At 39.3% G+C, this 23,614-nt stretch carries 23 protein-coding genes; 13 read left to right on the top strand and 10 right to left on the bottom strand.

Annotated elements, in window-relative coordinates; all coding sequences use genetic code 11:
• Positions 1–76: 76 nt before the first annotated feature.
• Positions 77–1,453, top strand: a complete 1,377-nt coding sequence (locus tag ABE65_RS17475; protein ID WP_066397731.1) for a DUF2254 domain-containing protein — start codon at positions 77–79, stop codon at positions 1,451–1,453.
• Positions 1,454–1,488: 35 nt separating this feature from the next.
• Here the strand turns inward: ABE65_RS17475 and ABE65_RS17470 are convergent, their stop codons facing one another.
• Complete coding sequence (locus tag ABE65_RS17470) at positions 1,489–2,289, bottom strand: serine/threonine protein kinase (protein ID WP_066397728.1); 801 nt, start codon at positions 2,287–2,289, stop codon at positions 1,489–1,491.
• Between the two features lie 22 nt (positions 2,290–2,311).
• Positions 2,312–2,497 carry a hypothetical protein gene (locus tag ABE65_RS17465; RefSeq protein ID WP_066397726.1) on the bottom strand — a complete coding sequence of 62 codons (186 nt, stop codon included), beginning with the start codon at positions 2,495–2,497 and terminating at the stop codon, positions 2,312–2,314.
• Positions 2,498–2,740: 243 nt separating this feature from the next.
• Here ABE65_RS17465 and ABE65_RS17460 point away from each other — a divergent pair, with 243 nt between their 5' ends.
• Entirely contained in the window at positions 2,741–2,971 is a 231-nt protein-coding gene (locus tag ABE65_RS17460) for a DUF2198 family protein (protein WP_066397719.1), read from the top strand.
• 18 nt (positions 2,972–2,989) lie between these two features.
• Here the strand turns inward: ABE65_RS17460 and ABE65_RS17455 are convergent, their stop codons facing one another.
• Positions 2,990–3,862, bottom strand: a complete 873-nt coding sequence (locus ABE65_RS17455; protein WP_066397717.1) for a sulfite exporter TauE/SafE family protein — start codon at positions 3,860–3,862, stop codon at positions 2,990–2,992.
• 240 nt (positions 3,863–4,102) lie between these two features.
• Between ABE65_RS17455 and uvrB the strand changes: the two genes are divergently transcribed.
• Both uvrB and uvrA read left to right on the top strand, forming a co-directional pair.
• Entirely contained in the window at positions 4,103–6,094 is a 1,992-nt protein-coding gene (gene uvrB / locus ABE65_RS17450; RefSeq protein ID WP_066397715.1) for an excinuclease ABC subunit UvrB, read from the top strand.
• A 6-nt stretch (positions 6,095–6,100) separates the two neighbouring features.
• On the top strand, positions 6,101–8,971 hold the full coding sequence (gene uvrA / locus ABE65_RS17445; protein WP_066397714.1) for an excinuclease ABC subunit UvrA: 2,871 nt from the start codon (positions 6,101–6,103) through the stop codon (positions 8,969–8,971).
• Between the two features lie 38 nt (positions 8,972–9,009).
• Here uvrA and ABE65_RS17440 read toward each other — a convergent pair whose 3' ends face one another.
• From ABE65_RS17440 to ABE65_RS17410, 7 genes are all read right to left on the bottom strand, one after another.
• Positions 9,010–9,687, bottom strand: a complete 678-nt coding sequence (locus tag ABE65_RS17440; protein WP_066397712.1) for a response regulator transcription factor — start codon at positions 9,685–9,687, stop codon at positions 9,010–9,012.
• Positions 9,688–9,776: 89 nt separating this feature from the next.
• Positions 9,777–11,201 (bottom strand): putative bifunctional diguanylate cyclase/phosphodiesterase, encoded by a 1,425-nt coding sequence (locus ABE65_RS17435; RefSeq protein WP_066397710.1) that lies wholly within the window; start codon positions 11,199–11,201, stop codon positions 9,777–9,779.
• An 8-nt stretch (positions 11,202–11,209) separates the two neighbouring features.
• Positions 11,210–12,346: a GGDEF domain-containing protein gene (locus tag ABE65_RS17430; protein ID WP_066397708.1), complete on the bottom strand. Its 1,137-nt coding sequence runs from the start codon at positions 12,344–12,346 to the stop codon at positions 11,210–11,212.
• Between the two features lie 171 nt (positions 12,347–12,517).
• Entirely contained in the window at positions 12,518–14,218 is a 1,701-nt protein-coding gene (locus tag ABE65_RS17425) for a methyl-accepting chemotaxis protein (RefSeq protein WP_066397706.1), read from the bottom strand.
• The gene (locus ABE65_RS17420) at positions 14,196–14,711 is read right to left on the bottom strand and encodes a chemotaxis protein CheW (RefSeq protein WP_197480315.1); all 516 of its coding nucleotides are present in this window, start codon (positions 14,709–14,711) and stop codon (positions 14,196–14,198) included. Before ABE65_RS17420 ends, ABE65_RS17425 begins: the two co-directional genes overlap by 23 nt.
• A 230-nt stretch (positions 14,712–14,941) precedes the next feature.
• Complete coding sequence (locus tag ABE65_RS17415; RefSeq protein ID WP_066397701.1) at positions 14,942–15,145, bottom strand: hypothetical protein; 204 nt, start codon at positions 15,143–15,145, stop codon at positions 14,942–14,944.
• 104 nt (positions 15,146–15,249) lie between these two features.
• Entirely contained in the window at positions 15,250–15,450 is a 201-nt protein-coding gene (locus tag ABE65_RS17410) for a hypothetical protein (protein ID WP_066397699.1), read from the bottom strand.
• 171 nt (positions 15,451–15,621) lie between these two features.
• On the opposite strand from ABE65_RS17410, the gene ABE65_RS17405 reads away from it, so the two are divergent.
• The 9 genes from ABE65_RS17405 to lgt all read left to right on the top strand — a co-directional run bounded on the left by ABE65_RS17405 (position 15,622) and on the right by lgt (position 23,600).
• The gene (locus ABE65_RS17405; protein ID WP_066397696.1) at positions 15,622–15,924 is read left to right on the top strand and encodes a DUF4870 domain-containing protein; all 303 of its coding nucleotides are present in this window, start codon (positions 15,622–15,624) and stop codon (positions 15,922–15,924) included.
• Positions 15,925–16,014: 90 nt separating this feature from the next.
• Positions 16,015–17,094 (top strand): DUF4097 family beta strand repeat-containing protein, encoded by a 1,080-nt coding sequence (locus tag ABE65_RS17400; RefSeq protein WP_066397693.1) that lies wholly within the window; start codon positions 16,015–16,017, stop codon positions 17,092–17,094.
• Between the two features lie 14 nt (positions 17,095–17,108).
• Entirely contained in the window at positions 17,109–17,297 is a 189-nt protein-coding gene (locus ABE65_RS17395; RefSeq protein WP_066397692.1) for a PspC domain-containing protein, read from the top strand.
• Between the two features lies 1 nt (position 17,298).
• Positions 17,299–17,670: a phage holin family protein gene (locus ABE65_RS17390; protein ID WP_066397690.1), complete on the top strand. Its 372-nt coding sequence runs from the start codon at positions 17,299–17,301 to the stop codon at positions 17,668–17,670.
• A gap of 239 nt (positions 17,671–17,909) precedes the next feature.
• Positions 17,910–20,312 carry an immune inhibitor A domain-containing protein gene (locus ABE65_RS17385; protein WP_066397688.1) on the top strand — a complete coding sequence of 801 codons (2,403 nt, stop codon included), beginning with the start codon at positions 17,910–17,912 and terminating at the stop codon, positions 20,310–20,312.
• Between the two features lie 358 nt (positions 20,313–20,670).
• Positions 20,671–21,171, top strand: a complete 501-nt coding sequence (locus ABE65_RS17380) for a DUF1062 domain-containing protein (protein ID WP_066397685.1) — start codon at positions 20,671–20,673, stop codon at positions 21,169–21,171.
• Between the two features lie 73 nt (positions 21,172–21,244).
• Positions 21,245–21,751 (top strand): GNAT family N-acetyltransferase, encoded by a 507-nt coding sequence (locus ABE65_RS17375; RefSeq protein ID WP_066397683.1) that lies wholly within the window; start codon positions 21,245–21,247, stop codon positions 21,749–21,751.
• 75 nt (positions 21,752–21,826) lie between these two features.
• On the top strand, positions 21,827–22,762 hold the full coding sequence (gene hprK, locus ABE65_RS17370; protein WP_066397681.1) for an HPr(Ser) kinase/phosphatase: 936 nt from the start codon (positions 21,827–21,829) through the stop codon (positions 22,760–22,762).
• Positions 22,763–22,784: 22 nt separating this feature from the next.
• A complete protein-coding gene (lgt, locus tag ABE65_RS17365) occupies positions 22,785–23,600 on the top strand; it encodes a prolipoprotein diacylglyceryl transferase (RefSeq protein ID WP_066397679.1) in 816 nt (271 codons plus the stop codon).
• The last annotated feature ends 14 nt before the right edge of the window (positions 23,601–23,614 follow it).

Genomic DNA, 23,614 nt, shown 5'->3' with positions numbered 1-23,614 from the left:
CAAAATAGGAGAGGAACTACTAACATCTTAAGTGGTCCCAAATAACCGTTTTTTTTACTTCTGAGGGGATGTACACATGTTTAGATTGAACCTGTTAGATAATTATTTAAAGAAATATACAAAAATGTCGGAGAGAGAACTATCACATACCGTGCAATCCAATATGTGGTTCACTCCTGTACTTTACGTTTTGTTTTCTGTACTACTAGTTACGGCGACATTAACGACAGATCTAAAGTACGATTTAGGAAATCAGATGCGTCCTTTTTTTGCAGTTGATTATGATCTTACGCGAAATTTAGTAGGGACGCTTACGGCAGCCACTCTAACGCTTACCACTTTTACTTTTAACTTGATTCTTGTTGTGTTTACAACCTTTTCTGGACAATTTTCTCCACGTATGCTGAAAAACTTTATTGCTAGTAAATCAACACAACGTGTTTTAGGAATATTTACTTCAAGCTTTATTTATATGTTGCTGAGCTTTCTATTCTTGAACAAGAGGATGGCTGAATATTATTTTGCAGTTCCTTTGGTGGCAGCAATCATTGCAGCGTTTGCCATGGGAACGTTTATCTTTTTTATCAATCATGCGGTCGCTTGGCTTCAAGTGAACCAGATGACGTATGACATGAAGAACGAAGCGTTATCGATCGTGAAGAATACGCTTGAGGATGAAGTAGATCCTTATAAAGTGAACGACTTGACGACTGTGAACAGTGATATCTGTGAAGAGAGCGGTTATACGATCGCGGCTAAAAAATCTGGGTTTATTCAACTCGTTGATTTTATCTCGATCATGAAAGAAGCCGAGCGTGATGATATTGTTATCCGATTGGAGTATACGATTGGTAGTTATGTGTATGCCTCAACACCTTTTCTTTCTTATTGGAAAAGAGGAGAAAACAAAATCGATGAACAGAAGTATCTATCTATGATCAAAATTGGGAGAAGGCAGACAGAGGTACAAGATATCGAATTTAGTATCAATAAACTCGTGGAAGTTGCCATTCGGTCACTCGGAAATAATGATCCGAAGACAGCAACGAACTCGATCTATCAACTTGGAGAGGTTCTCACATCTATTTCACGATGCTCGGTATTCTCAAAGTATTTAGTAGACAAAGAAAACAATCTGCGTGTTGTTTTACAAGAAAGAGATTTCAGTCACTACTTATATAATGCATTTGGGTACATCCGACATTATGCGAAAGACAATGTATTGGTTTGTACAGAAATATTGAAAGTCTTAGACTTGATGGCAAAATCTTTGAATAAGCGTGACTATAATGCCGTCTGGGAGTTCGGGGTACTAACGGCTAGTGGGTTAGAGAATCATTTCTTATTCGCTCTAGATTATCAACAGTTTCACCGTGCGCTGCAAAATCTGTCTGTAACAACCAAACATGAAAAAGAATATGAAGAGTTCTTGTTTAAAAGTAAACAAGCTTAAACAAAGAAAAAGCCCGGTGATGGTACCGAGCTTTTTTATATGGTACGTAATGCTTTTTGGACATCACTCGCGGAATGGAATGGTTCGTCAAGTTGAAGCATTTTCCGAAGAACGTTTTTAAAAGAAAGGGAGATGTCTAGTTCCTCTTCCCAGCTTAACTCTTTTTTTGCTTGAGGCACGTAAGATGAGTAGAGTAGAAAGAGTGCAAAATGACCGAGAGCAAACAGATCGCTTTCAACTTGAACAGCACGCATCCGAATTTTCTCAGGATGATCATGAGGATCTTCAATCTCTAGGTTAGTGTCTGTTAAATAACAAGCAAGTCCAAAATCAATCACGATTAGTTTCTTATCTCGATAAATGATATTGGGGATGCGAAGATCTCGATGAATGATTCCATTCTTATGAAAGCGATCAGTAATGCTTAACAATTCCAGCAAGATCGCGATGGATTCTTTTTCGTTATACGTTTGATTGTCGCGAAAGATGAGATCTTCGAACGTGTCTCCCTTAATCCACTCCATCGCAATAAAATGACCTTGTTCGTTTTGAAAGGTATTCAATAGCTTCGGAACAGGATGTTTTTGAAGAGCTCCTAAAATCTGAGACTCTCTTTGGAAAGAAAGAAGACCTGCTGTGGTCTTTGCTTTCGTGTTCCGAAGCTGTTTTAGTACGATGATCTCATCTGTATGCCGATCAAGTGCTAAGTACGTAATACCATAACTACCCATACCAAGAACCTCTTGAACAAGATAACGCTCATGCACAAGGTTCCCAGCTTTAAGAGGTCTGTCCCATAACGTTCTTTGCATACCTTTCCATAGTTCAGCTATCATATTATTTTTTTCTTAACGCAGATTAAGAGCTAAAGAAGCTGCTTCTCTTTTTCTTCTTATAATGCTTGTGCCCATATCCACCATAATGCTTTTTGCCAAAATCACTGCTGCTGTATTTCTTATAGCTTTTCTTATATTTGTAACCAGAGCTGCTGTACTTTTTATGGCTGCTGTGTCCTAATAGTGATTTTAATAGTTTTTTTAACATAAAAAATCATCTCCTTTGAAGATACTTGTAAATCATATTCGTCCCCTTCAAGCAATATCCTACTGTACGTACTTTTAAACAGAAAGTTTCAAAGAAGAGGGGGTCTGACCCCAAACAATTTATTTCCCTCAACAATTTCCTTGTTTTTGTCTAGGGAGTTTTGTTAAATTTAGAGAGGTATATTAGAACGTTTACAAAAGTGATGTTTTTTTGAGGTGTTCAAGGAGAGGGGTTCTTCGTTTCATGTTGGAGTATAGTGTCGCAGCTTTATTGCCTTTATGTTTACAGCTGCTTTTTAATAGAGTGTTGTTTACGAAATACTTACCTTTAGGGATTACGATTGTTATTATGATTTTTGCTTTTGATGGTTGGAATCAACCGTTGCCTCTCCAAATCGTGGCCGTAATTTCTACAATTGTTGGGTTTTTTCTTGGCCTTAAAATCTATAACAAACAAAAAAGAAAAGTAAAATAAAGAAAAAAGACGTCACCTTTATGAGGTAGACGTCTTTCTTCTTGTATGCGAGATCGTTTCTTTTAAGAAAAGTACGAGCATTGTTAGCACATATAGTGTAATAATTCCTAGACCTGCTTTATCTAAGTGAACAAGCTTAAGAATGACTGAACTTAAAATCGTGATGTACAAGGCACCTAAATATTTTTGAATCTGTTCACTGGAATAGATGGTGGTAAGTTTGGCTCCTAGTTGAGTGCCCACAAGTGCACCTAATATAAGTAGAAGACCCAGTTTATAATCGATCTGAACACTGGATGCGTATGTTAGGAATCCAGCACTTACAATGAAAAACACACTGACCAAGCTCGTGCCAACAGCTTTTCTAGAAGGAAACTTCATTAAAGAAATGAGCATTGGAACCATTACGAATCCTCCGCCTACTCCTAAAGTTGTAGAAATAAAACCTCCTGTAAATCCAATAAAGACTGCTTTTGGGTATGAAAATTGAATCTCAGCCATGCTTTGCGGTGTTTTCTTGCGTTTTGATTGCTTATAAAGCAGGGAAAGAGCAAAGTAGGCAAGAAGAACAATATAAAATATAGGAATGATCGTTTCGTCATAACCCATCTTTTCTAGCCAAACGACAAGTGGATGAGCGACCTGTGTTGCTCCGATTCCGACAATACCTAGAACAGCAGCGGGTTTCCATAGAATGTTCTTAAATCTCAGATGTGCAGCAACTCCTGAAACACTTGTCCCGATCGAGTACATGAGGCTCGTTCCAATCGCAGACAGAGGCGGAATACCGAAAAGAATCAGAACGGGTGTCAGAATAAAGCCGCCACCAATTCCAAAAATGCCTGAAAAGATACCGATGCATAAACCAAGCAGTATATAAAAAAACTCCATATTAAAACTCCTTTAAGGGGACACACCTTTTACAATTTTTCTGTATATCGTGGTAATGCTGGTGGGAAATGGGGTCAGACCCCAAACAATTTATTTCCCAACTTGCGCCTACCTATGAGTATACCACTTTACTTTCTTTCCAGAAACTTCTGCGAATATTTGTTCGTAATTATTAGGTTTTTGGATAAGGCCTGTGCTATAATTTGAGTAACCAGAATTTAGGAACGGAGGTTCGGTTTTGTGAGTCAAAGTCAATTGTTCGAAATCAAATCAAACTATCAGCCACAAGGAGATCAGCCCGCAGCGATCAAACATCTTGTGAACAATATAAACGCAGGAAAGAAGAGTATGACCCTGCTTGGTGCGACCGGAACAGGGAAGACGTTTACGGTTTCCAATGTTATTCAGGAAGTAAACAAACCGACTCTTGTTATTGCACATAACAAAACATTAGCCGGCCAGCTTTACAGTGAGTTAAAAGAATTTTTCCCAAACAATGCAGTTGAATATTTTGTTTCTTATTACGATTATTATCAACCAGAAGCATACATCGCACATTCTGATACGTATATCGAAAAAGATGCGAGTATTAATGATGAAATCGATAAACTTCGCCACTCGGCTACTTCATCACTTTTTGAGCGAAAAGACGTTATTATTGTAGCCAGTGTATCGTGTATTTATGGTCTAGGTTCACCTGAAGAGTATAAAGACATGGTGATCTCCTTAAGAGAAGGAATGGAGAAAGACCGTGACCAGCTCTTACGTGATCTTGTAGATGTTCAATACAACCGAAATGATATTAACTTTACTCGTGGTACGTTCCGAGTTAGAGGAGATGTCGTGGAAATCTTCCCAGCCTCACGAGACGAACATTGTCTTCGTGTGGAGTTTTTTGGTGATGAGATCGACCGCATTACGGAAGTTGACGCACTGACTGGGGAGATTCTTGGTGAACGTAAACACGTTGCCATCTTCCCGGCTTCTCACTTCGTAACACGTGAAGAGAAGATGAAAGTAGCGATCAAGCGCATTGAAGCTGAACTTGAAGATCGTCTAAAAGAATTGAATGAAGCAGGAAAGCTGTTAGAAGCACAGCGTCTTGAACAGAGAACAAGATATGACTTAGAGATGATGGCGGAAATGGGATTCTGTTCAGGAATTGAGAACTATTCTGTTCACCTGACTCTAAGACCATTAGGATCGACGCCTTACACACTTTTAGACTATTTTCCGGATGATTCTTTAATTGTCATTGATGAGTCCCATGTTACGCTTCCGCAGATCCGTGGAATGTTTAATGGAGACCAAGCCAGAAAAGGAGTCCTTGTCGATCATGGATTCCGACTGCCTTCCGCAAAAGATAATCGTCCGCTAACGTTTGATGAATTTGAGCGTTACACGAAGTTTCAGCACATTTACGTATCAGCAACACCTGGTCCTTATGAGCTCGAGCATGCACCTGATCCGGTTGAGCAGATTATTCGTCCAACAGGGCTTTTGGATCCTACACTAGAAGTCCGTCCGATTAAAGGTCAGATCGATGATTTACTAGGGGAGATCAACGAAAGAATTGAGAAAAACGAACGAGTTCTTGTTACAACGTTAACGAAAAAGATGTCTGAAGATCTTACCGATTATTTTGTAGAACTCGGCATAAAAGTTCGTTACCTGCATTCAGAAATTAAGACGTTAGAACGGATTCAGATCATACGCGATCTAAGACTTGGTGTATTTGATGTACTCGTAGGTATTAACTTGCTGCGGGAAGGGTTAGATATTCCTGAAGTTTCTCTTGTTGCGATTTTAGATGCAGATAAAGAAGGCTTCTTACGTTCAGAACGTTCGCTTATCCAAACGATCGGTCGTGCTGCTCGTAACTCAAATGGTCACGTTATTATGTATGGAGATAAGATTACAAAGTCCATGCAGATCGCAATCGATGAGACACAGCGCAGGCGTCAGAAACAGATGGAGCACAATGAAAGGCATGGAATCAAACCTACTACGATTAAAAAAGAAGTGCGTGATGTGATTCGTGCAACACAAGCTGCCGAAGATACAGAAACGTATACAAGTTCAAAAGCTCCTAAGCAAAAGATGAGCAAGAAAGATCGCGAAGCGTTTATCGAGCGTATGGAAAAAGAGATGAAGGATGCGGCAAAGAACCTTCAGTTCGAGCGTGCAGCAGAGCTTCGTGACCTCATACTTGAGTTAAAAGCGGAAGGATGATTGCAGTTGGCTACCAACCAAAACATAATTGTAAAGGGTGCTAGAGCCCATAATTTAAAGAATATAGATATTACGATCCCGCGTGATAAGCTGGTTGTTTTAACCGGCTTATCTGGTTCGGGTAAATCTTCACTTGCGTTTGATACGATCTATGCAGAAGGACAGCGTCGTTATGTTGAATCTCTTTCTGCTTATGCCCGTCAGTTCCTCGGACAGATGGATAAGCCCGATGTAGATTCAATTGAAGGTCTGTCACCTGCTATTTCGATCGATCAAAAAACAACAAGCCGTAACCCTCGTTCAACAGTAGGTACGGTTACGGAAATCTATGACTATCTTCGACTTCTATTCGCACGTATCGGTCGGCCGGTATGTCCTGTTCATAACGTGGAGATCACTTCTCAAACGATCGAACAAATGGTAGATCGTATTTTAGAATACCCTGAGCGTACGAAGCTCCAAATTTTAGCTCCTGTTGTTTCCGGTCGAAAGGGAGAGCACGTTAAAGCATTAGAAGATATTAAGAAGCAAGGGTATGTTCGTGTTCGAATTGACGGAGAGATGCGTGAGATCTCTGAGGAAATTAAGCTTGAGAAAAATAAAAAACATACCATTGAAATTGTAATCGACCGTATCGTCGTAAAAGAAGGAGTTGCTACTCGTCTAGCTGACTCTCTTGAGGCGGCACTCAACCTTGGTGGAGGAAGTGTTGTCGTTGATGTGATGGAAGAAGAGGAACTTCTATTCTCGCAAAATCATGCTTGTCCTCATTGCGGATTTTCTATTGGTGAACTAGAGCCACGTTTGTTTTCATTTAACAGTCCATTCGGGGCGTGCTCTTCTTGTGATGGTTTAGGAGTAAAACTTGAAGTAGATCCAGAGCTTGTTATTCCAGACTGGAGTCGAACTCTACGAGACAATGCGATCGCACCTTGGGAACCAATCAGTTCGCAATATTATCCACAGCTTCTTGAAAGTATCTGTAATCACTTTGGTATCGATATGGATGTACCTGTTGAATCTCTGCCAAAAGATCAGATGGATAAAATTCTGAACGGAAGTAAAGAGTACCTTACTTTCACTTACAAAAATGATTTCGGTCAGGTACGTAAGAACGAGATTCAGTTTGAAGGGGTATTAGGCAACATTCAGCGCAGATATCGTGAGACGAGTTCCGATTATATTCGTGAGCAGATGGAAGGGTATATGGCGCAAAAGCCATGTCCCACTTGTAAAGGACATCGTCTGAAAAAAGAAGCTCTTTCTGTTTTAATTAACGGAAGACATATCGGTGAAACGACTGCTCTTTCCATAACAGAAGCAAAGAATTTCTTCGATAACCTCGATCTGACGAATAAAGAACGTGCAATCGCGAAGCTAATTCTCCGCGAGATCGTGGATCGTTCAGGTTTCTTGATCAATGTTGGACTAGACTATTTAACGCTTAGCCGAGCTGCTGGTACGCTATCTGGTGGTGAAGCACAGCGTATTCGCCTTGCGACTCAGGTGGGTTCACGTTTGATGGGTGTTCTTTATATTCTTGATGAGCCATCAATCGGCCTTCATCAGAGAGATAATGATCGACTGATTCGAACACTAGAAGAAATGCGGTCTCTTGGCAATACGTTAATCGTTGTTGAGCATGATGAAGATACGATGCTTGCTGCGGACTATGTTATTGATATCGGTCCTGGTGCAGGTGCTCACGGTGGTGTGATCACATCACAAGGTACACCTCAAGAGATTATGGAAGACCCAGCATCACTAACAGGGCAATACCTGTCTGGTAAAAAGTTTATTCCTCTTCCGAAAGAAAGACGTAAGCCAGACGGAAGGTATATTGAAGTAAAAGGTGCAACAGAAAACAACTTAAAGAACGTTTCTGCTAAGATTCCATTAGGGTTGTTTACTGGAGTGACAGGTGTGTCTGGTTCTGGTAAGAGTACCCTTGTCAATGAGATCCTGCACAAAGCACTTGCACAAAAGTTACACCGTGCAAAGGATAAGCCTGGTGCACATAAGTCTATTAAGGGGCTAGAACATATCGATAAAGTCATTGATATCGACCAGTCTCCAATCGGTCGAACACCTCGATCAAATCCTGCGACATATACCGGAGTATTTGATGATATTCGTGATGTGTTTGCATCAACGAACGAAGCGAAAGTTCGTGGATATAAAAAAGGACGTTTCTCCTTCAACGTAAAAGGTGGCCGTTGTGAAGCATGCCGCGGTGATGGAATTATAAAAATTGAAATGCATTTTTTGCCAGATGTATATGTACCATGTGAAGTTTGTCATGGTAAACGTTATAACCGAGAAACGCTAGAAGTGAAATATAAAGGGAAAAACATCGCAGACATCTTAGACATGACAGTTGAAGATTCTGTTGAGTTCTTTGCCAACATCCCTAAGATCAATCGTAAGCTTCAGACCATTCTTGATGTAGGTCTTGGCTATATTAAGCTCGGTCAGTCGGCTACAACTCTTTCTGGAGGAGAAGCACAGCGTGTGAAGCTTGCGTCGCAGCTTCATAAGCGTTCAACGGGGAAAACCATTTACATTCTTGATGAGCCAACAACAGGCCTTCATGTAGACGATATTTCTCGCTTGCTCGTTGTTCTTCAAAGACTCGTAGATAACGGAGACTCTGTGCTAGTCATCGAGCATAATCTTGACGTGATCAAGCAATGCGATCATCTAGTCGACCTTGGACCTGAAGGTGGGGACAAGGGCGGTATGATCGTTGGTGCGGGTACACCAGAAGAACTGGCTGAAATTGAAGCATCTCACACTGGCCGTTATCTTGCTCCGATCCTTAAACGTGATAAGAAACGTATGACAGGTAAGATCAAAGAAAAAGAAGCTGTTAAATAAAACGATGAAAAAAGGACGGTGAAATGACCGTCCTTTTTTTATTGATCTTGATTGGAGAGTAAGGTGTTCATTCCTTTTATCCAACCATGTTGATAGGCTCTGATTACAGCTGTCGTTCGATCTTTTACACCTAACTTTCTTAAGAGAGAGGCGACATGATTTTTGATCGTATTCTCACTAAGAAAAATGGACTGAGAAATTTCCCTGTTACTCATTCCAATGGAAAGTAGTTCAAGTACCTCCCATTCACGTTCGGTTAGAAGATCATTCGGCCTTGAAAAAGAGAGTGGTCTCTTAAGGAGTATATATTCTTCCCATATCAAGAATGAGATCGCTTGTGGCATATATTTTTGGCCACAAAATAATAGAGTGATCGCATGCATCATGAGACTTATATCCATGTTTTTTAGAAGAACACCGTGAATGTTGAATGTTAAGCACTCAAGAAGCAAAGGAGCTTGTTGATCGATGCTTGGAACAAAAAGAACTACTCTAACATCTTGTTTAATAAAATGCTGAATTATCTCAACTACATTGAAATGCTTTATGCCTAAGTCGACAAAGACAATATCAGTGTTTTTAGCCAATTTATAGAGTGGATTATATTTATGACTTTCTATAGATGTGATGAAGATTTCATCCATTTCGTTTAAAAGCATATGTTGCAAAGAATCTTTAAAAATAATATCATCATCAATTAATAAAATGTGAATCATGTAGCACCTCACTAAGTATATATATTGCGAAATAAAAAGTAGATTGATTATAGATACTTTGATAGGCTCGGCAAATCTTGTTTACTACCTTATTCAACTCCTTTTGCTAAAGGTGAGTAATATCGAATGAGTGTTTCTACTTCTTTAGGCGGAAGAGGTTTGCTAAAATAATAGCCTTGAATTTCATCACAGCCTTCAGATTCTAAAAAACCGAGTTGTTCTTTGTTTTCGACTCCCTCTGCTAAAACAGAAAGATTCATGCTATGTCCCATGGTAATGATCGCTCGTATAATAGATTCGTTAATAATCGATTTCTCGTGTAAAAAGGTTTGATCAATCTTCAAGCGCTTAATGGGAAATTGACTCAAGTACTTCAGAGAAGAATATCCTGTTCCAAAATCGTCTAAAGCAATGCTTATACCCATTTCTTTAAATCGATTTAAAACTTTAAGGATATAACCTTCTTTCACAATGGCAATGCTCTCAGTAATTTCAAGTTCTAAAAATTTAGGATTAAGTTGGGTTCGTTTTAAGATGTTACTCACTATCTTCGGAAAATCACTATGAAGTAGTTGAGCAATTGAAATATTTACCGAACATCGAAGAGGGGGAAAACCCGCATCTTGCCAAAGTTTATTTTGTTTGCAGGCCTCCTCGAGCACCCATTCTCCAACTGAAAAGATGATTCCTAATTTTTCAGCTAATGGAATAAAGTCTGAAGGTGAAATGAGTCCTAAGTGTGGATGGTTCCACCGGATCAAAGCTTCTATTCCGATTAGCTGTTTTGTTTTTATAGACCATTGAGGTTGATACACTAGTGAAAACTCTTTACGTTTTAAGGCATGCCTTAATTCGTTTTCAAAAGTGAGCTGATGCCCCGTAAACTTGTTCAACATGCCATTGTAGATCTTAAAATTATTTTTGCCTTCTTCTTTCACCCGGCACATTGCAATATCTGCAGTCTTTATTAGTCCGAGTACATTATGACCAGCGAAAGGGTACACGCTCACGCCTATACTTACACTGACAAAGAGTTCGTTATTATCGATGTAAAAGGGAAGTTTAAAAAGCCCCATTATCTCTTTGCAAAAGTTTGTTATGTCTTGTTCATTTCGAGCATCTTCTATAAAGATCAAGAATTCATCACCGTTCATTCTTGATAAAGCTTTGGAGTTACTTCCTAACGACTGTAGTCTAACAGCTACCTCTTTTAAAAGAGCATCTCCATTTAAAATACCTAGAGTATCGTTGACTATTTTAAAACGATCTAGTCCTATCTTAACAACAGCCAGTTTCTTACGACTTCTTTCGGCATTTATTAAGGCAAAAGTAAGCTCCTTTTTGAATGATTTTAGATTTGGTAATAGAGTTAGTTCATCATAAAAAGTCATCTTATTCAGTTTTGTTTCTAACTTTTTTATTTGAAGATACAGTTCTTGCATTTGAGTATGGATTGTTGATTCTTCAACTGGTTTTGGTTCAGCAAGTTGAACAGTGTTTTTCTTGCTCTTCATATAGCACCTCAATTCACTGTTTTTTCTAGAGCGTTATCCAAATTCAATGTTTGGTAGATCGTGAGCCTGTTTCTTCCTTCTTTTTTTGAAGTATAAAGGGCGTGATCGGCTTCAAAGATAAGCTGTTCAAGCGATTTTTCATCTTGGATGGATGCTAGACTTGCACCAACGGAAATCGTAAGTTTCCCTTGTGGTTGGCTTTCTTCACCTAAAAATATAAAATCTTCAACTTTGTTGATTAAGGCTGTGAGATGAGAAATCACTTCATTAGGATCAGGATTAGGGATGCAGATAATAAATTCTTCTCCACCATACCTAGCAATAAAATCTGAACTTCTTTTATGTTCTAGAAACAGCGTAGATATTTCTCTTAATGTTCGGTCACCCATCAGATGACCGTTCGTATCGTTATATGTCTTAAAGTAATCGATGTCCATCATCACGATACATACAGAAATCTTATTTTGAAAATAAGAGTCTACATGCTTCCGGAAGTAAGAAATGTTTGGTAAACCTGTTAAGAAGTCATGAGTTGATTGGTATTCCAGAGTTTTTCTAAAGTTTAATGTAAAGTGTGCATTATTTATGATATATACCATGGCTAAGATGGCAAAATAACAAAAGAGAGTCTGATGGAAATTCACGAATGATAAAGTTTTAGGTGTAAACGGTGATGCGATGTACATAATGATTTCGCCAGTCAGCTGAAAAACTAGAAAGACTATAGAAACTCTTTTAAAAGATAATCGTGAATCATAAGGAGTCATACCATGCAGGTAATGAAAAAGAGCGCCAATAAAACTCACATAAAGAATAGAGCTGATTCCAAGCCAAACATTTGGTTCACCCATAAAATATCTTGCTATTGAAACGATTAAACTAGAGAACAAAGCACCATACCAGCCACTAATATAGGCGAAAATAAGTAAAGGAGCAGCACGGAGATCGATGAGAACTCCATCCAACTGATAAGATTCGGTCATGATAATAATCGCCATCATGCTATAAAGAATAGAAAAATAGAAGTTCTTTCTGTGTCTTAAATTATGATTCATATATTCTCCAAGCTTTGTAACAAGAAAAAGGAAGGTAACAATAAGGGTTAAGTTATGGATATAGGTTGTAATTAAGTAGTTGATCAGCATCTTAAACTTCCTTTTAGAGAAAATGATTCAATACATATAAATGTTTTTATTCAGCTACAGTAAGGTATTAGTAGAAAATCCACCCATGTTTTTTAGTTTGAGCGATACAAACTAGCTGCTCTTGAAAAACAAATAGTAGATTTCCTACCTACTAGAAACCTGAGAAAGAATCTATACCTTGAACTGACTAGTCGCTTCTTGTAGTTCTTCCGCCATCATAGATAAAGAGTTAGCAGATGAAGCGATTTCTTCCATGGATGCGAGTTGTTCCTCTGTTGCAGCAGAAACATTTTGAGCGCCAGATGCTGAAGATATAGCAAGCTGAGAAACAAAATCGATTGATTTTACAACTTGCTCAGTTCCAACGGCCACTTGTTCGGATGCAGCTGAGATCTCATTCACTTGTTGCGAGACTTCCTCAATGGAAGATAAGATTCTTCTGAAGGATTCTCCTGAAGATTGCGCAAGTGAGATTCCAAGTACCAGCTCTTTATTTCCAAGTTCCATCGATTGGACAGCTTCCTTTGTATCCACTTGAATGGAGTGGATCAACTGGCTGATTTGATTAGCAGAGGCGGCAGATTGTTCTGCTAATTTTCTAACCTCATCGGCAACTACTGCAAATCCTCTACCATGTTCTCCGGCTCTTGCAGCTTCAATTGCAGCGTTTAAGGCAAGAAGGTTTGTTTGAGACGAAATGTTTGTGATCACATCCACGATCTGATCAATTTCTAAAGACCTAACTCCTAAACTCTGTATGGCCATTCCGGTTTGTTGAAGGGATTGATCGATGGTTTCCATTTGTTTTACCATGTTATCCATCGATTGATTGCCTTCGTAAGCCAATTGAAGCGAGTCTTGTGAAGTGGTCGATACGTTCGTTGCACTAGCAGCGATTTGTTGAATGCCAGCACTCACCTCACTGATGACGAGTGAGCTTTCTCCCACATTCTTAACTTGGTTATCAGATCCACTAGCCATCTCTTGAATGCTTCCAGCAATTTGTTGTGTGGCTTCACTATTCTGTTCAGCACTTGCTAGCAGTTGTTCTGAACTTGCTGCGACCATCTGCGAACTGCCTTTGATCTGGGAGATGAGAAGAACTAAATTATTCTTCATCTGCTCGAATGAACGAGCTAGTTCACCAATTTCATCTCTATTTTTAATAGAAGGGTTTTTACCCGTTAAATCTCCGTTTGAGATCAACCCAGCTTGTTGAGAAAGGAGGAGAAGTGGTTTTGAAATTAAATGAGATATATAGAGTGCAACTGCAAAACCAAGAAGTACTGCGATGACAGAAAACAAAGTAACGAACCTAGAACCGTCTTTAAACAGATCAACAGAAGAATCAGCGGCTAACGTCGCCCCTTTTTCGTTGATTTCAATCAATGATCTAAGGTGGTCATCAGCTGAAGTCCATCCTGTATGCATTTCTAACTGAAGTTTGTTTGCAAGTTCGATGTTACTTTCACTTTTGGCTTTTAGTACTGCGGGAATACCTTCTATGTAAGCGTCTATGTCTGCTACAAAGGCGTCATATACCTTCTGCTCTTTGTTGCTATCTATAAGGGGTGCATACTTTCCGCTTCTTTCATTCATTTCAAGGACAGTTTCATCTATTCTACCTGTTAGACGTTCAATTTCAGATTTTTCATCAGTGAGGATAAGTTTAAGAAGTATCCGTTGAATATCTGAAATATTTCCATTCATTCCTCCAAGATATACAAGACTCGGTGTCCAAACATTGTTTATTTCTTCTGCCTTTTTTCCCATTCCATCCATTTTAATGAAAGCTACAACACTGATTGCTACCAAGAGACTCAGAATAATTAAAAAGCTGCTGATCAGTTTAGCGCGAATGTTGAATTTCATGTTCTACACTCCCTAATGAATGATTTAGTGTTTCATGTTTTAAAGCAGATGCTTCTGAAATCAACAGCTGATCTACATCGAGTATTGTAAGTAATCTGTTTTCAAGTTTGGATATGCCAGTAAGGTAGGAAGGGATGTTTTGGTCAGTGATGGTGTTTGTTTGAATAGAATCATGAGGAATATCGAGTACGTCTGTTGCTTCATCGACTACTAATGCAAATGGCTTATCTTCGTATTTGACAACAATGTACCTTTGCGATGAATAATCATGAGGATTTGATTCTGCTTCTGAAAATAAGAGGGTGCTTAGATTAATAACCGGAGTGATTGTGCCACGTAGGTTAATAACACCTTGAACGTGCTTAGGCATAGCTGGAACGACGGTAACTCGCTGTGTTTTCTCAATCGATAATACTTGTTCTACATGAAATGCGAATTCCTCACTGCCGATTTTAAACGCAACAGCTTTAAACTCATCGAAAGCATCTTTCAAATCCATCACCCTTTTTCTTTTATTTGCAGTTAAATGTCAGCATGCCATTATCAGACTTTTATACTACAATTTAAATATCGTCTATTTAAAACATTTATTAATTAAATATATAGGAAAGGTAGGATTTAACTAATTGAAATAGGACTTTTATGCTATAAAAAGGTAAAGGGAGAAAGCAAAAAAAATACACCTTTTCTTTTTAGGAAAAAGTGTATTTAAGATATTATTTTTTATTTATACTTTTCCTCCGAAGAAGAAGAATTCTTTGTAGCTTTCTTATCCTTTTCTTCACGCTTTTCTTGTTTTAGATCTTCCATCGGAATAGAATCTACATTTTGTTCGCTTTCAAATTTATCAAGCAGACTTTGTTGATCGGTTTTGTATTGTTCAGGATTGTCCATTTTGCCTTGTAGTTTCTTTTTCTCTTCAGCCATAATAAATCACTCCTGTCTTAGTTATGTAACCATTCCTTTTTTACGTGTTTATTAAACAAATTCTCCTCAAAACGACATTTTTCGTATAAAATAGATAGGTGTTTTTATTTCCATATCTTAGAAAGAAATTTATAGATTACATAGTTTATCAAAATGACGATGAATGTGCCGAAAAGGCCAGCAAGAATTCGGTCACTTACAGTTAGTTCTATAGCATCTTCAGTCATAACGCCGAATATAATGCTAGTGATCATCAGTATGGCTAATACTATAAAAAGAATTTTTAACGTTTGTATCTGTTTCAATGGTGGTTGCTCCCTTGGGTGTTATTGTCATTATGATACGGAATTTTAGAAGTTATGTCGAATGGCTATAGAGAAAAAGGAAGTTTGTTCAAAGGGGTCGAAGTAAAAAGGCACATGCCTTTTGCTTGTCCCGTTTCGTTATTGTTCTATTAAAGCAGGAGGTCTTGTTTGATGAAGGAAGGCTCGAAAAAATCTATTTCTGCATTATGTTATTTTAGTCTATTTTTTGCACCGTTTTTATTCCCAATCGCTGTGTATCTTATCGCAGATGAGCCTGAAGTGATGGAGCACGCAAAAAGATCGTTCTTATCCCATCTATTGCCTATTATCGCTGTTCCATTAGGTATTATTATCATTTTTGAAACGCAATATCATCTAATCGCTATTATTATAAGTGGACTCATTTTTGGATCGCTGACATTAATTGTGATGATCTGGAATATTGTTAAAGGAATAAAGGTAATTGTCTCATAATCTTTTTTGTACAAGTAATACCGGAAAGTCTCAGACATCTTAGAATCAGCCGACGCCGGTGACGGAACCCCAATAAGGAGGCGTCAATGTATGGAAGAACGCAAAATGATTTTAAACATGCTGAACGAAGGTAAGATCTCTGTTGAGGAAGCGGAGAAACTTTTGTACGCTCTAAACGACAAGAAAAAGCTACAGTTGAGCTCGATCGGTTCTCTCAATCTCAAAAAGAAAGCAGTTAACGGTGCGACAGCTGTCAAATTGCCAACATCCGGTTATAAAGTAGCAAAGTTTTTTGACCGTGTAGTGAAACGCATTAAAACGGTCGATTTTGACTTGAACTTTGGACCTTCTGAACCTGTTCACTATGTCTTTCAAGATAGCCATGTGATGTTTCAGGCGATGGACGTTGAAGTATACAACGGTTCGGTAACGGTCATTCCGTGGGATCGAAAAGATGTGCAAGTGGAGTGCGATGCACATGTTTATAAAGTACCTGAAGGATCTTCGGCAAAAACTAAGTTTAGAAATGAAACGTTCTATGATTGTGACGCGACTAAGATGCGATTTTATTCAAGAAACAAGCATCAAAAGGTGAACGCTGTTATTTCAATTCCAAGAGAAGCTTATGACGAGATCAAGATTACAACGTTTAATGGTCCTGTGAAAATAAGTGATTCGCATGCAAAAACACTGACAGTTAAAACCACTGTCGGAGCGATTGCAATGAATCACTGTACGGGCGAAAGCGTAAAAGCTTCAGCTGCTAACGGTTCGTTAACGCTGAACGATTGTCAGTTTAAAGATGTGGAAGCAGAAACGATGAACGGACCTGTACGTCTTTCTGTAGATGCTTCACAAGTCCGCTCAGAAACGATAAACGGCTCGATCTACTGCCGTTTTGCTTCAGCGGTAGAAGGGTATGCATCTTTTAAGACGGTGACGGGAAAAATAGAAACAGAATTCCCAGAAACACTAGAGCTTGATGCCGTTCTTAAAACGATTGTTGGCGGATTCGTTTGTGACTTTGAGTCTGTCGATGTGCGAGAGGAAAAGAAAGAAGTGACTCGGAAGTTTCTTTCTTTTATCGCGAATGGAGGTAGGAGCTGGCCGTCTTTTAAATTGGAGGCGGAAGCAAAAACAGGCTCTGTTGTAGTGTTAAAAGCGAAATAGAGGTGACTTACATCATGAAAAAACTTAAGAGATCGAACGATGCGAAAATTTCCGGCGTTTGCGGTGGAATTGCTGAGTATATGAATGTGGATCCAACAGTGGTAAGACTAGGAACGGTAGCGCTTGCTCTGTTTACAGCGGTTTTCCCAGTTGGTTTAGCTTATATCATCGCGCTAGCTGTCATGCCAGAGGATGGCGTATAAAATGATGAGCTGGTTTGCTTCTTTACTAATCAATACCGTTGCGCTAATGGTAGTGGCCGGCTATTTTGATGGGTTTCATATCGAAAACATCAGTGCTGCTCTATTAGCCAGCGTTTTGTTATCACTGTTTAATGTTTTCTTGAAGCCGATTCTAATCTTACTGACTCTGCCCGTAACCATTTTTTCATTAGGACTATTTCTTATCGTCATCAATGCCGCACTATTATCGTTAACAGCGGAATTGATGGGCAACTCCTTTAATATTGATGGATTCGGTATGGCTCTACTCGCTGCAGTTATTATTTCACTTTTGAATATGTTCCTAACAAACTTTGTTTTGGAACCTATAAAGAAAAGGCGGAAAAGAAAATAAAAACTTTCAAGAACATCTCTGAAAAATCAGAGGTGTTTTTTGTTTTGTACATAACAAAAACATCTGAACAAACGTTTGGAGTAGAAAGAATTGTTTTTAAATTAAAAATAAGTAGAAATACCTATCATTATGTAACCTTGTGTAGTAAATTGGTCTAATTTCAAATATTAGGGGATATGGTACATTTTAGTAGCGTTAAATATCTGAATATTCATATTAGTTAATCAGGAGGGGACGTAATGGGGAAAGGGAAAAAAGTTTGGGGTAAAACGCTACTTGCTACAAGTCTATCAATTGGACTAGCATCATCTTCTTTATTTGCGGGTTCAGTGGATGCAAAGGCACAAACTGCTTTAGATGAGGTTTTAAAAGGTAAACACAGTCATTCGCATTCTAGTTTAGATCTAGCGATTGTGAATGAAGATAAATTGCTAGAATCACTAATAAAACGTGGAGTAATCTCAAAGGATGCTTCTTCAAAACAAAAACAAGCAGCACTTCATAATTACTTAGAGGTGAAAGGTAAGAATGAAGAAGCGAAAGGAAACGATCCGCTGGCTGCTAAGGCAAAAGCCTCAGAAGCGGAAAAAGAGCAGAAGTTTAAAGATTTTAACAATGGCCTATTAAAAGGCAAAGGAAATAAATATGGTCACCTTAAAGGAAATCCCGCACCTGTAGAAGAGACAGCTTACAATGGTGATGTAAGAAAAGACAAGGTACTCGTACTTGCAGTAGAGTATTCTGACTTTGCACATAACAATATTAAGCCTGGGGAATCAGACAACTATTATCCTGATTATCCTCTATCACACTATGAAGATATGATTTTTGGCGACAATGGCGTTAAAGGGCCAAACGGCGAAAAGCTCGTTTCTATGAAGCAATTCTACGAACAGCAATCAGGCGGTTCTTATTCTGTTCAAGGTAATGCGTATGGATGGTTAAAGGTTCCCGGTACAGCAGCTTATTATGGCGCTGATCGTGCGACGGGTGGCCATGATAACGTTGCACCAGGAGGATCTAAAAAGCTTGTAGCTGATACTTATGCAGCGGCTCTTGCAGCTGGAGTTCCACTGCAAGACTACGATTTAGAAGATCCGCATGATTTAGATGGAGATGGTAATTTACGTGAGCCTGATGGCTTAGTCGACCACCTAATGATCATCCACGCTGGTATGGGACAAGAAGCTGGTGGCGGTTCTTTAGGAGATAACGCTATTTGGTCTCACCGCTCTGCATCTTTTGTTGATCCAGATGGTTTAGGTAAAGGTAAACCTGGCTTCTATGACTACACGATGATGCCAGAAGATGGAGCTACAGGGGTTTTCGCTCACGAATATGGCCATGATCTTGGGTACCCAGATGAGTATGACACGGTTTACTCAGGAACTGGTGAAGCGGTTGCTTATTGGTCTATCATGGCGAGTGGTTCTTGGGCAGGGAAAATTCCAGGTACAGAACCGACTGGATTCTCTCCACTAGCTAAATCTTATTTACAATCTACACTAGGTGGAAATTGGACAACACCAACTGCAGTTAAATGGGAAGATGTATCATCAAAAGGTACACAGTTTTTACTTGATCAAGCTAACTCACCAAACGGAAAAAATGAACAAGCGATCAAAGTAAACCTTCCACAAAAGAAATCACCTGTAAACACTCCTGCTTCAGGATCTTATGAATATTGGGGTGGGCAAGCAGACGAATTGGATACAAATATGGTAGCTGATGTGGATTTAACAGGGAAGAACTCTGCTACACTAACATTTGATGCATGGTACGATATTGAAGAGCAATGGGATTTTGCTTTTGTACAAGTTTCAACGGATAATGGTGCGACATGGAAGTCCATTGGCAATAAAAATACTCGTTCAGATGTAGTGCCTGAGGGATATCCAACCATTCTTAACTCAATGCCAGGATTTACAGGGAACTCAAATGGATGGCAAGCACAATCATTTGATCTTTCTCCATATAAAGGACAAAAGATTAAGTTAAAATTACGTTCTGCTACTGACTGGGGAACTAGCCAAGCAGGATTCTACGCTGATAACATCAAAGTTGTTGCAGATGGAACAACTATTCTTGAAGATGATGCAGAAACAGCAAGTAAGTTTGATTTAAAAGGTGGATTTACTAAATCGGACGGTAACAAATATAGCGACCATTACTATCTATTAGAGTGGAGAAACCATAAAGGTGTAGATATGGGTCTTAAAAACATCAAACGTGGTGCTTCACTAATGAGCTACGACGGCGGATTAGTTGTATGGTATGTTGATCCATCTTACACAGACAACTGGACAGGAACTCATCCAGGTGAAGGTTTTGTGGGTGTTGTAGATGCGCATGTGGATACGAATTTAACATGGAGCACTGGTGTTCAAGCAAGTACTCGTTTCCATGTAGCTGATGCAGCATTTGGATTAGATAAAACATCTGGTTTGAATATTAATTATCCAGGTGTACAAACTTTAACTTTACCAAGTCAAGCGGGCGTATCATTATTTGACGACAGCAGATCTTATGTAAACAAATACATGCCTGACGCTGGACGAAACATCACGAACTACGGGTTAAAAGTTCGCGTTAACGCACAAGCAAAAGACAAATCGGTAGGTTCAGTAGTAATCTACAAATAATCATTAATACCTCCTGCAAAAGCGGGAGGTATTTTTTATATCCATATTTTAAATAAAATGTTAAAATAAAGATAATCTGTTTGAAAGAAAGGACTACAAGTGACCTGTATGCCAACATTTAACCTGTAATGGAAAACAATTTAGATCGCTTCTCAATCGTTAAGAAACATCGTGTTTCTGACCTCGGGAGAAGTCTGTCTACAACCCATTACAGAGGAAATACAGCGAACTGCAGTCCGTTATTTCAGGTAACATTGCGTTCAAAGCTCTCCTTGTATGAGGGGGGCTTTTTTTACGTTCTGCAAGAAATCAAATAGAAGTTGTATTTCTTCACTATTTATTTTAGAGGTGAAGAAAAATGCAGATTCAACAATATGCTTTAGCACTCAATCAACAAATGAGAGCAGAAACGGTAAAAAAACAGTGCAAAATGTGCGGAAAAGTTACCATATTTACAGATACGACCATACGCAGACACAACGCAAACGGAAAAAACATCTATCAGTTTGCAATCTACAAATGTCCGAAAAATCATTCATGGAACAAAAAGCTCAACATCTATAAATCGTTCACAGAGCATGTGGATCCCCAATCAATCGTACCTACATCTTTTGTAGAGATAGAGCCAGGTAAGAAGATTACTTCCTTGAAGAGAGGGGATTCTTCATGCGAAATTAAGATAACATCGGTCAACGGAAGTTTTCGGATTGATCGCACACTTGCCGATCACCTTGAAGGATGGAGTAGATCAGAAATCGCTCAAAACATAAAGACTGGCAAGATTCTGTTAAACGATTGTTTAACAAAACCAAGTCAAAAGCTCTCTGTTCATGATAAAATTTTTATAGATGTAAAATAAGAACAATACACAGTTCAGCCGTTTGCTTCGAATTCGATCAAACGGCATTTTTTTTAGAAAGGAGCTGAAGATCTTGCAAACGAAAAGATTGAAATTCCGACCGTATACGACTGAGGATTTTTCGTTTTTTGCCTCACTATGGAGAGATCCTGATGTTGTTCAATTTATTGGAAAAGGTGTAACGCGTTCAGAAGAAGAAGCTCGAAAAAGCTTTGATGAATGGCTTCTCCCTGGATATCGTGAGGGCAGAGGATTGTTTCTTATTGAACATAGGGAAAGTATGCTTCCAATCGGTCACGCAGGTATTGTGCAGCAAACAATCGATGGAAAGAATGAATTCGAGATCGGCTATTGGCTGGCTAAGGAATATTGGGGAAGCGGCTACGCAACAGAGGCTGCAGTTCACTTTAAAAATTACGCTGTTCAGGAACTAGGAATCACGCGTCTGATCTGTTTGATTCAGCGAAATAATAGAAAGTCTATTTCTGTTGCCTCTCGATTAGGGATGACCCTCCAAAAAGAAGCAACGTTCAATACGATACCTGTAGACGTTTACAGTTGGGAGAAACGGCAGAAATAAGCTCATAGTACTCTTTGGTTAAACGGTGGTTGAAGTGATACAATAGAATCATTGAAAAATGTCGAGGAGGACCCAATGGCTAAGGTACATATTCATGAACTCATAAAGAAATTTCATCTAGAGCTTGTTAGTGGTGAAGAAGGGATTCACCGCACGATTCGAACGAGCGACATCTCCAGGCCAGGTCTAGAGATGGCTGGTTATTTTACCTTTTATCCAGGTGAGCGACTACAACTTCTTGGGAAAACGGAACTTTCGTTTATTTCAGAGCTCGATCCTGAAACACGTATGGAGCGTTTAACAGCGCTTTGTACGGATGAGACGCCGGGAATCATCGTTTCTAGAGATATCGAAGTGCCTAAAGAACTTCTTAAAGCTTCTCATAAAAGCGGTGTGCCGATCATGCGTTCACCTGTTACGACAACGCGTTTATCCAGTCGTATCACCAACTTTTTAGAGAGTCGTTTAGCGCCGACAACAGCGAAACACGGTGTATTAGTAGATATATATGGAATCGGTGTTTTGATCACAGGTAACTCTGGTGTTGGAAAAAGTGAAACGGCACTCGAACTCGTAAAACGAGGGCATCGGTTAGTAGCGGATGATTCGGTTGAAATAAGACAGGAAGATGAAGATACACTTATCGGCAGCGCACCTGAACTCATACAGCATCTTCTTGAGATTCGAGGTCTTGGCATCATCAACGTGATGACGTTGTTCGGCGCTGGAGCGATTCGTAACTATAAAAAAATCTCAATCGTTATGAATCTGGAAGCTTGGGATTCTAAAAAAGTCTATGACCGCTTAGGCTTAGAAGAAGAGACAACAAAGATCATTGATACGGAAATACCAATCTTAACGATTCCTGTTCGTCCTGGACGAAACTTAGCGGTCATTATTGAAGTTGCAGCGATGAACTTCCGTTTGAAGAGAATGGGCATGAATGCCGCACAACAATTCTCAGACCGTTTGACTGATGTGATTGAAGCTGGAGATGAAGAAGACCTATAAGAATGTGAAGGAAGTGTAGACTGTGGAAGAAACGATTCAACCTCTAAATCGTGTAGCACTCGAGTTAGGGCCGCTTACGATCTATTGGTACGGACTTATTATCGGGTTTGGTGCGATGCTTGGTCTTTGGCTCGCTGTAAGAGAATCAGAGAGACGTGGGCTTGCTAAGGATACGTTCGTTGATGTAGTTATGATAGCAGTGCCAGTGGCCATTTTATGTGCAAGGCTTTATTATGTAGCGTTTGAATGGGATTTTTATAAAGACCATCCAGGAAAGATTCTTGCCGTATGGGAAGGCGGGATCGCGATTCATGGTGCATTGATCGGTTCCTTCTTAACGGCACTCGTTTTTTCAAGAGTAAAAAAGATCTCGTTCTGGAAACTTGTTGATATTGCAGCACCTAGCATCTTGCTCGGTCAGGCGATCGGACGCTGGGGTAACTTCATGAACCAAGAAGCTCATGGCGGGGAAGTGACGCGAAACTTTTTGGAATCACTCATGCTGCCAGACTTTATCATCAATCAGATGTATATTGACGGCACGTATTACCATCCAACCTTTCTCTATGAATCACTTTGGAGCTTCATAGGTGTTATCGTCTTGCTTTATTTACGCCGTGTAAACCTTCATAGAGGTGAACTGTTCTTAACCTATATCATCTGGTATTCGATCGGACGTTTCTTCGTAGAAGGACTTCGGACGGATAGCTTGATCGTTTGGGGAACCTCACTTCGAATCGCACAAGTAGTGAGCTTAGTCTGGATCGCAGCGGCTGTGATCATCTGGATTTATAGAAGAAAAACAGGATTGGCGAAACAACGATATCTAGAAAATTAAGGGAGGCGAATGAA

It is taken from the genome of Fictibacillus phosphorivorans, from assembly GCF_001629705.1.
GTDB classification, from domain to species: Bacteria; Bacillota; Bacilli; order Bacillales; family Fictibacillaceae; genus Fictibacillus; species Fictibacillus phosphorivorans_A.
This window is presented reverse-complemented; position numbering and strand designations above follow the sequence as displayed.

Coding starts and splice junctions, on each gene's coding strand:
- ABE65_RS17475 (WP_066397731.1), top strand. CDS start 77: ATGTTTAGATTGAACCTGTTAGATAATTATTTAAAGAAATATACAAAA.
- ABE65_RS17470 (WP_066397728.1), bottom strand. CDS start 2,289: ATGATAGCTGAACTATGGAAAGGTATGCAAAGAACGTTATGGGACAGA.
- ABE65_RS17430 (WP_066397708.1), bottom strand. CDS start 12,346: ATGCTGATCAACTACTTAATTACAACCTATATCCATAACTTAACCCTT.
- ABE65_RS17390 (WP_066397690.1), top strand. CDS start 17,299: ATGATGAGCTGGTTTGCTTCTTTACTAATCAATACCGTTGCGCTAATG.
- ABE65_RS17465 (WP_066397726.1), bottom strand. CDS start 2,497: ATGTTAAAAAAACTATTAAAATCACTATTAGGACACAGCAGCCATAAA.
- ABE65_RS17415 (WP_066397701.1), bottom strand. CDS start 15,145: ATGGCTGAAGAGAAAAAGAAACTACAAGGCAAAATGGACAATCCTGAA.
- ABE65_RS17385 (WP_066397688.1), top strand. CDS start 17,910: ATGGGGAAAGGGAAAAAAGTTTGGGGTAAAACGCTACTTGCTACAAGT.
- ABE65_RS17380 (WP_066397685.1), top strand. CDS start 20,671: ATGCAGATTCAACAATATGCTTTAGCACTCAATCAACAAATGAGAGCA.
- ABE65_RS17455 (WP_066397717.1), bottom strand. CDS start 3,862: ATGGAGTTTTTTTATATACTGCTTGGTTTATGCATCGGTATCTTTTCA.
- ABE65_RS17400 (WP_066397693.1), top strand. CDS start 16,015: ATGGAAGAACGCAAAATGATTTTAAACATGCTGAACGAAGGTAAGATC.
- ABE65_RS17405 (WP_066397696.1), top strand. CDS start 15,622: ATGAAGGAAGGCTCGAAAAAATCTATTTCTGCATTATGTTATTTTAGT.
- ABE65_RS17435 (WP_066397710.1), bottom strand. CDS start 11,201: ATGAAGAGCAAGAAAAACACTGTTCAACTTGCTGAACCAAAACCAGTT.
- ABE65_RS17460 (WP_066397719.1), top strand. CDS start 2,741: ATGTTGGAGTATAGTGTCGCAGCTTTATTGCCTTTATGTTTACAGCTG.
- ABE65_RS17395 (WP_066397692.1), top strand. CDS start 17,109: ATGAAAAAACTTAAGAGATCGAACGATGCGAAAATTTCCGGCGTTTGC.
- hprK (WP_066397681.1), top strand. CDS start 21,827: ATGGCTAAGGTACATATTCATGAACTCATAAAGAAATTTCATCTAGAG.
- ABE65_RS17440 (WP_066397712.1), bottom strand. CDS start 9,687: ATGATTCACATTTTATTAATTGATGATGATATTATTTTTAAAGATTCT.
- ABE65_RS17425 (WP_066397706.1), bottom strand. CDS start 14,218: ATGAAATTCAACATTCGCGCTAAACTGATCAGCAGCTTTTTAATTATT.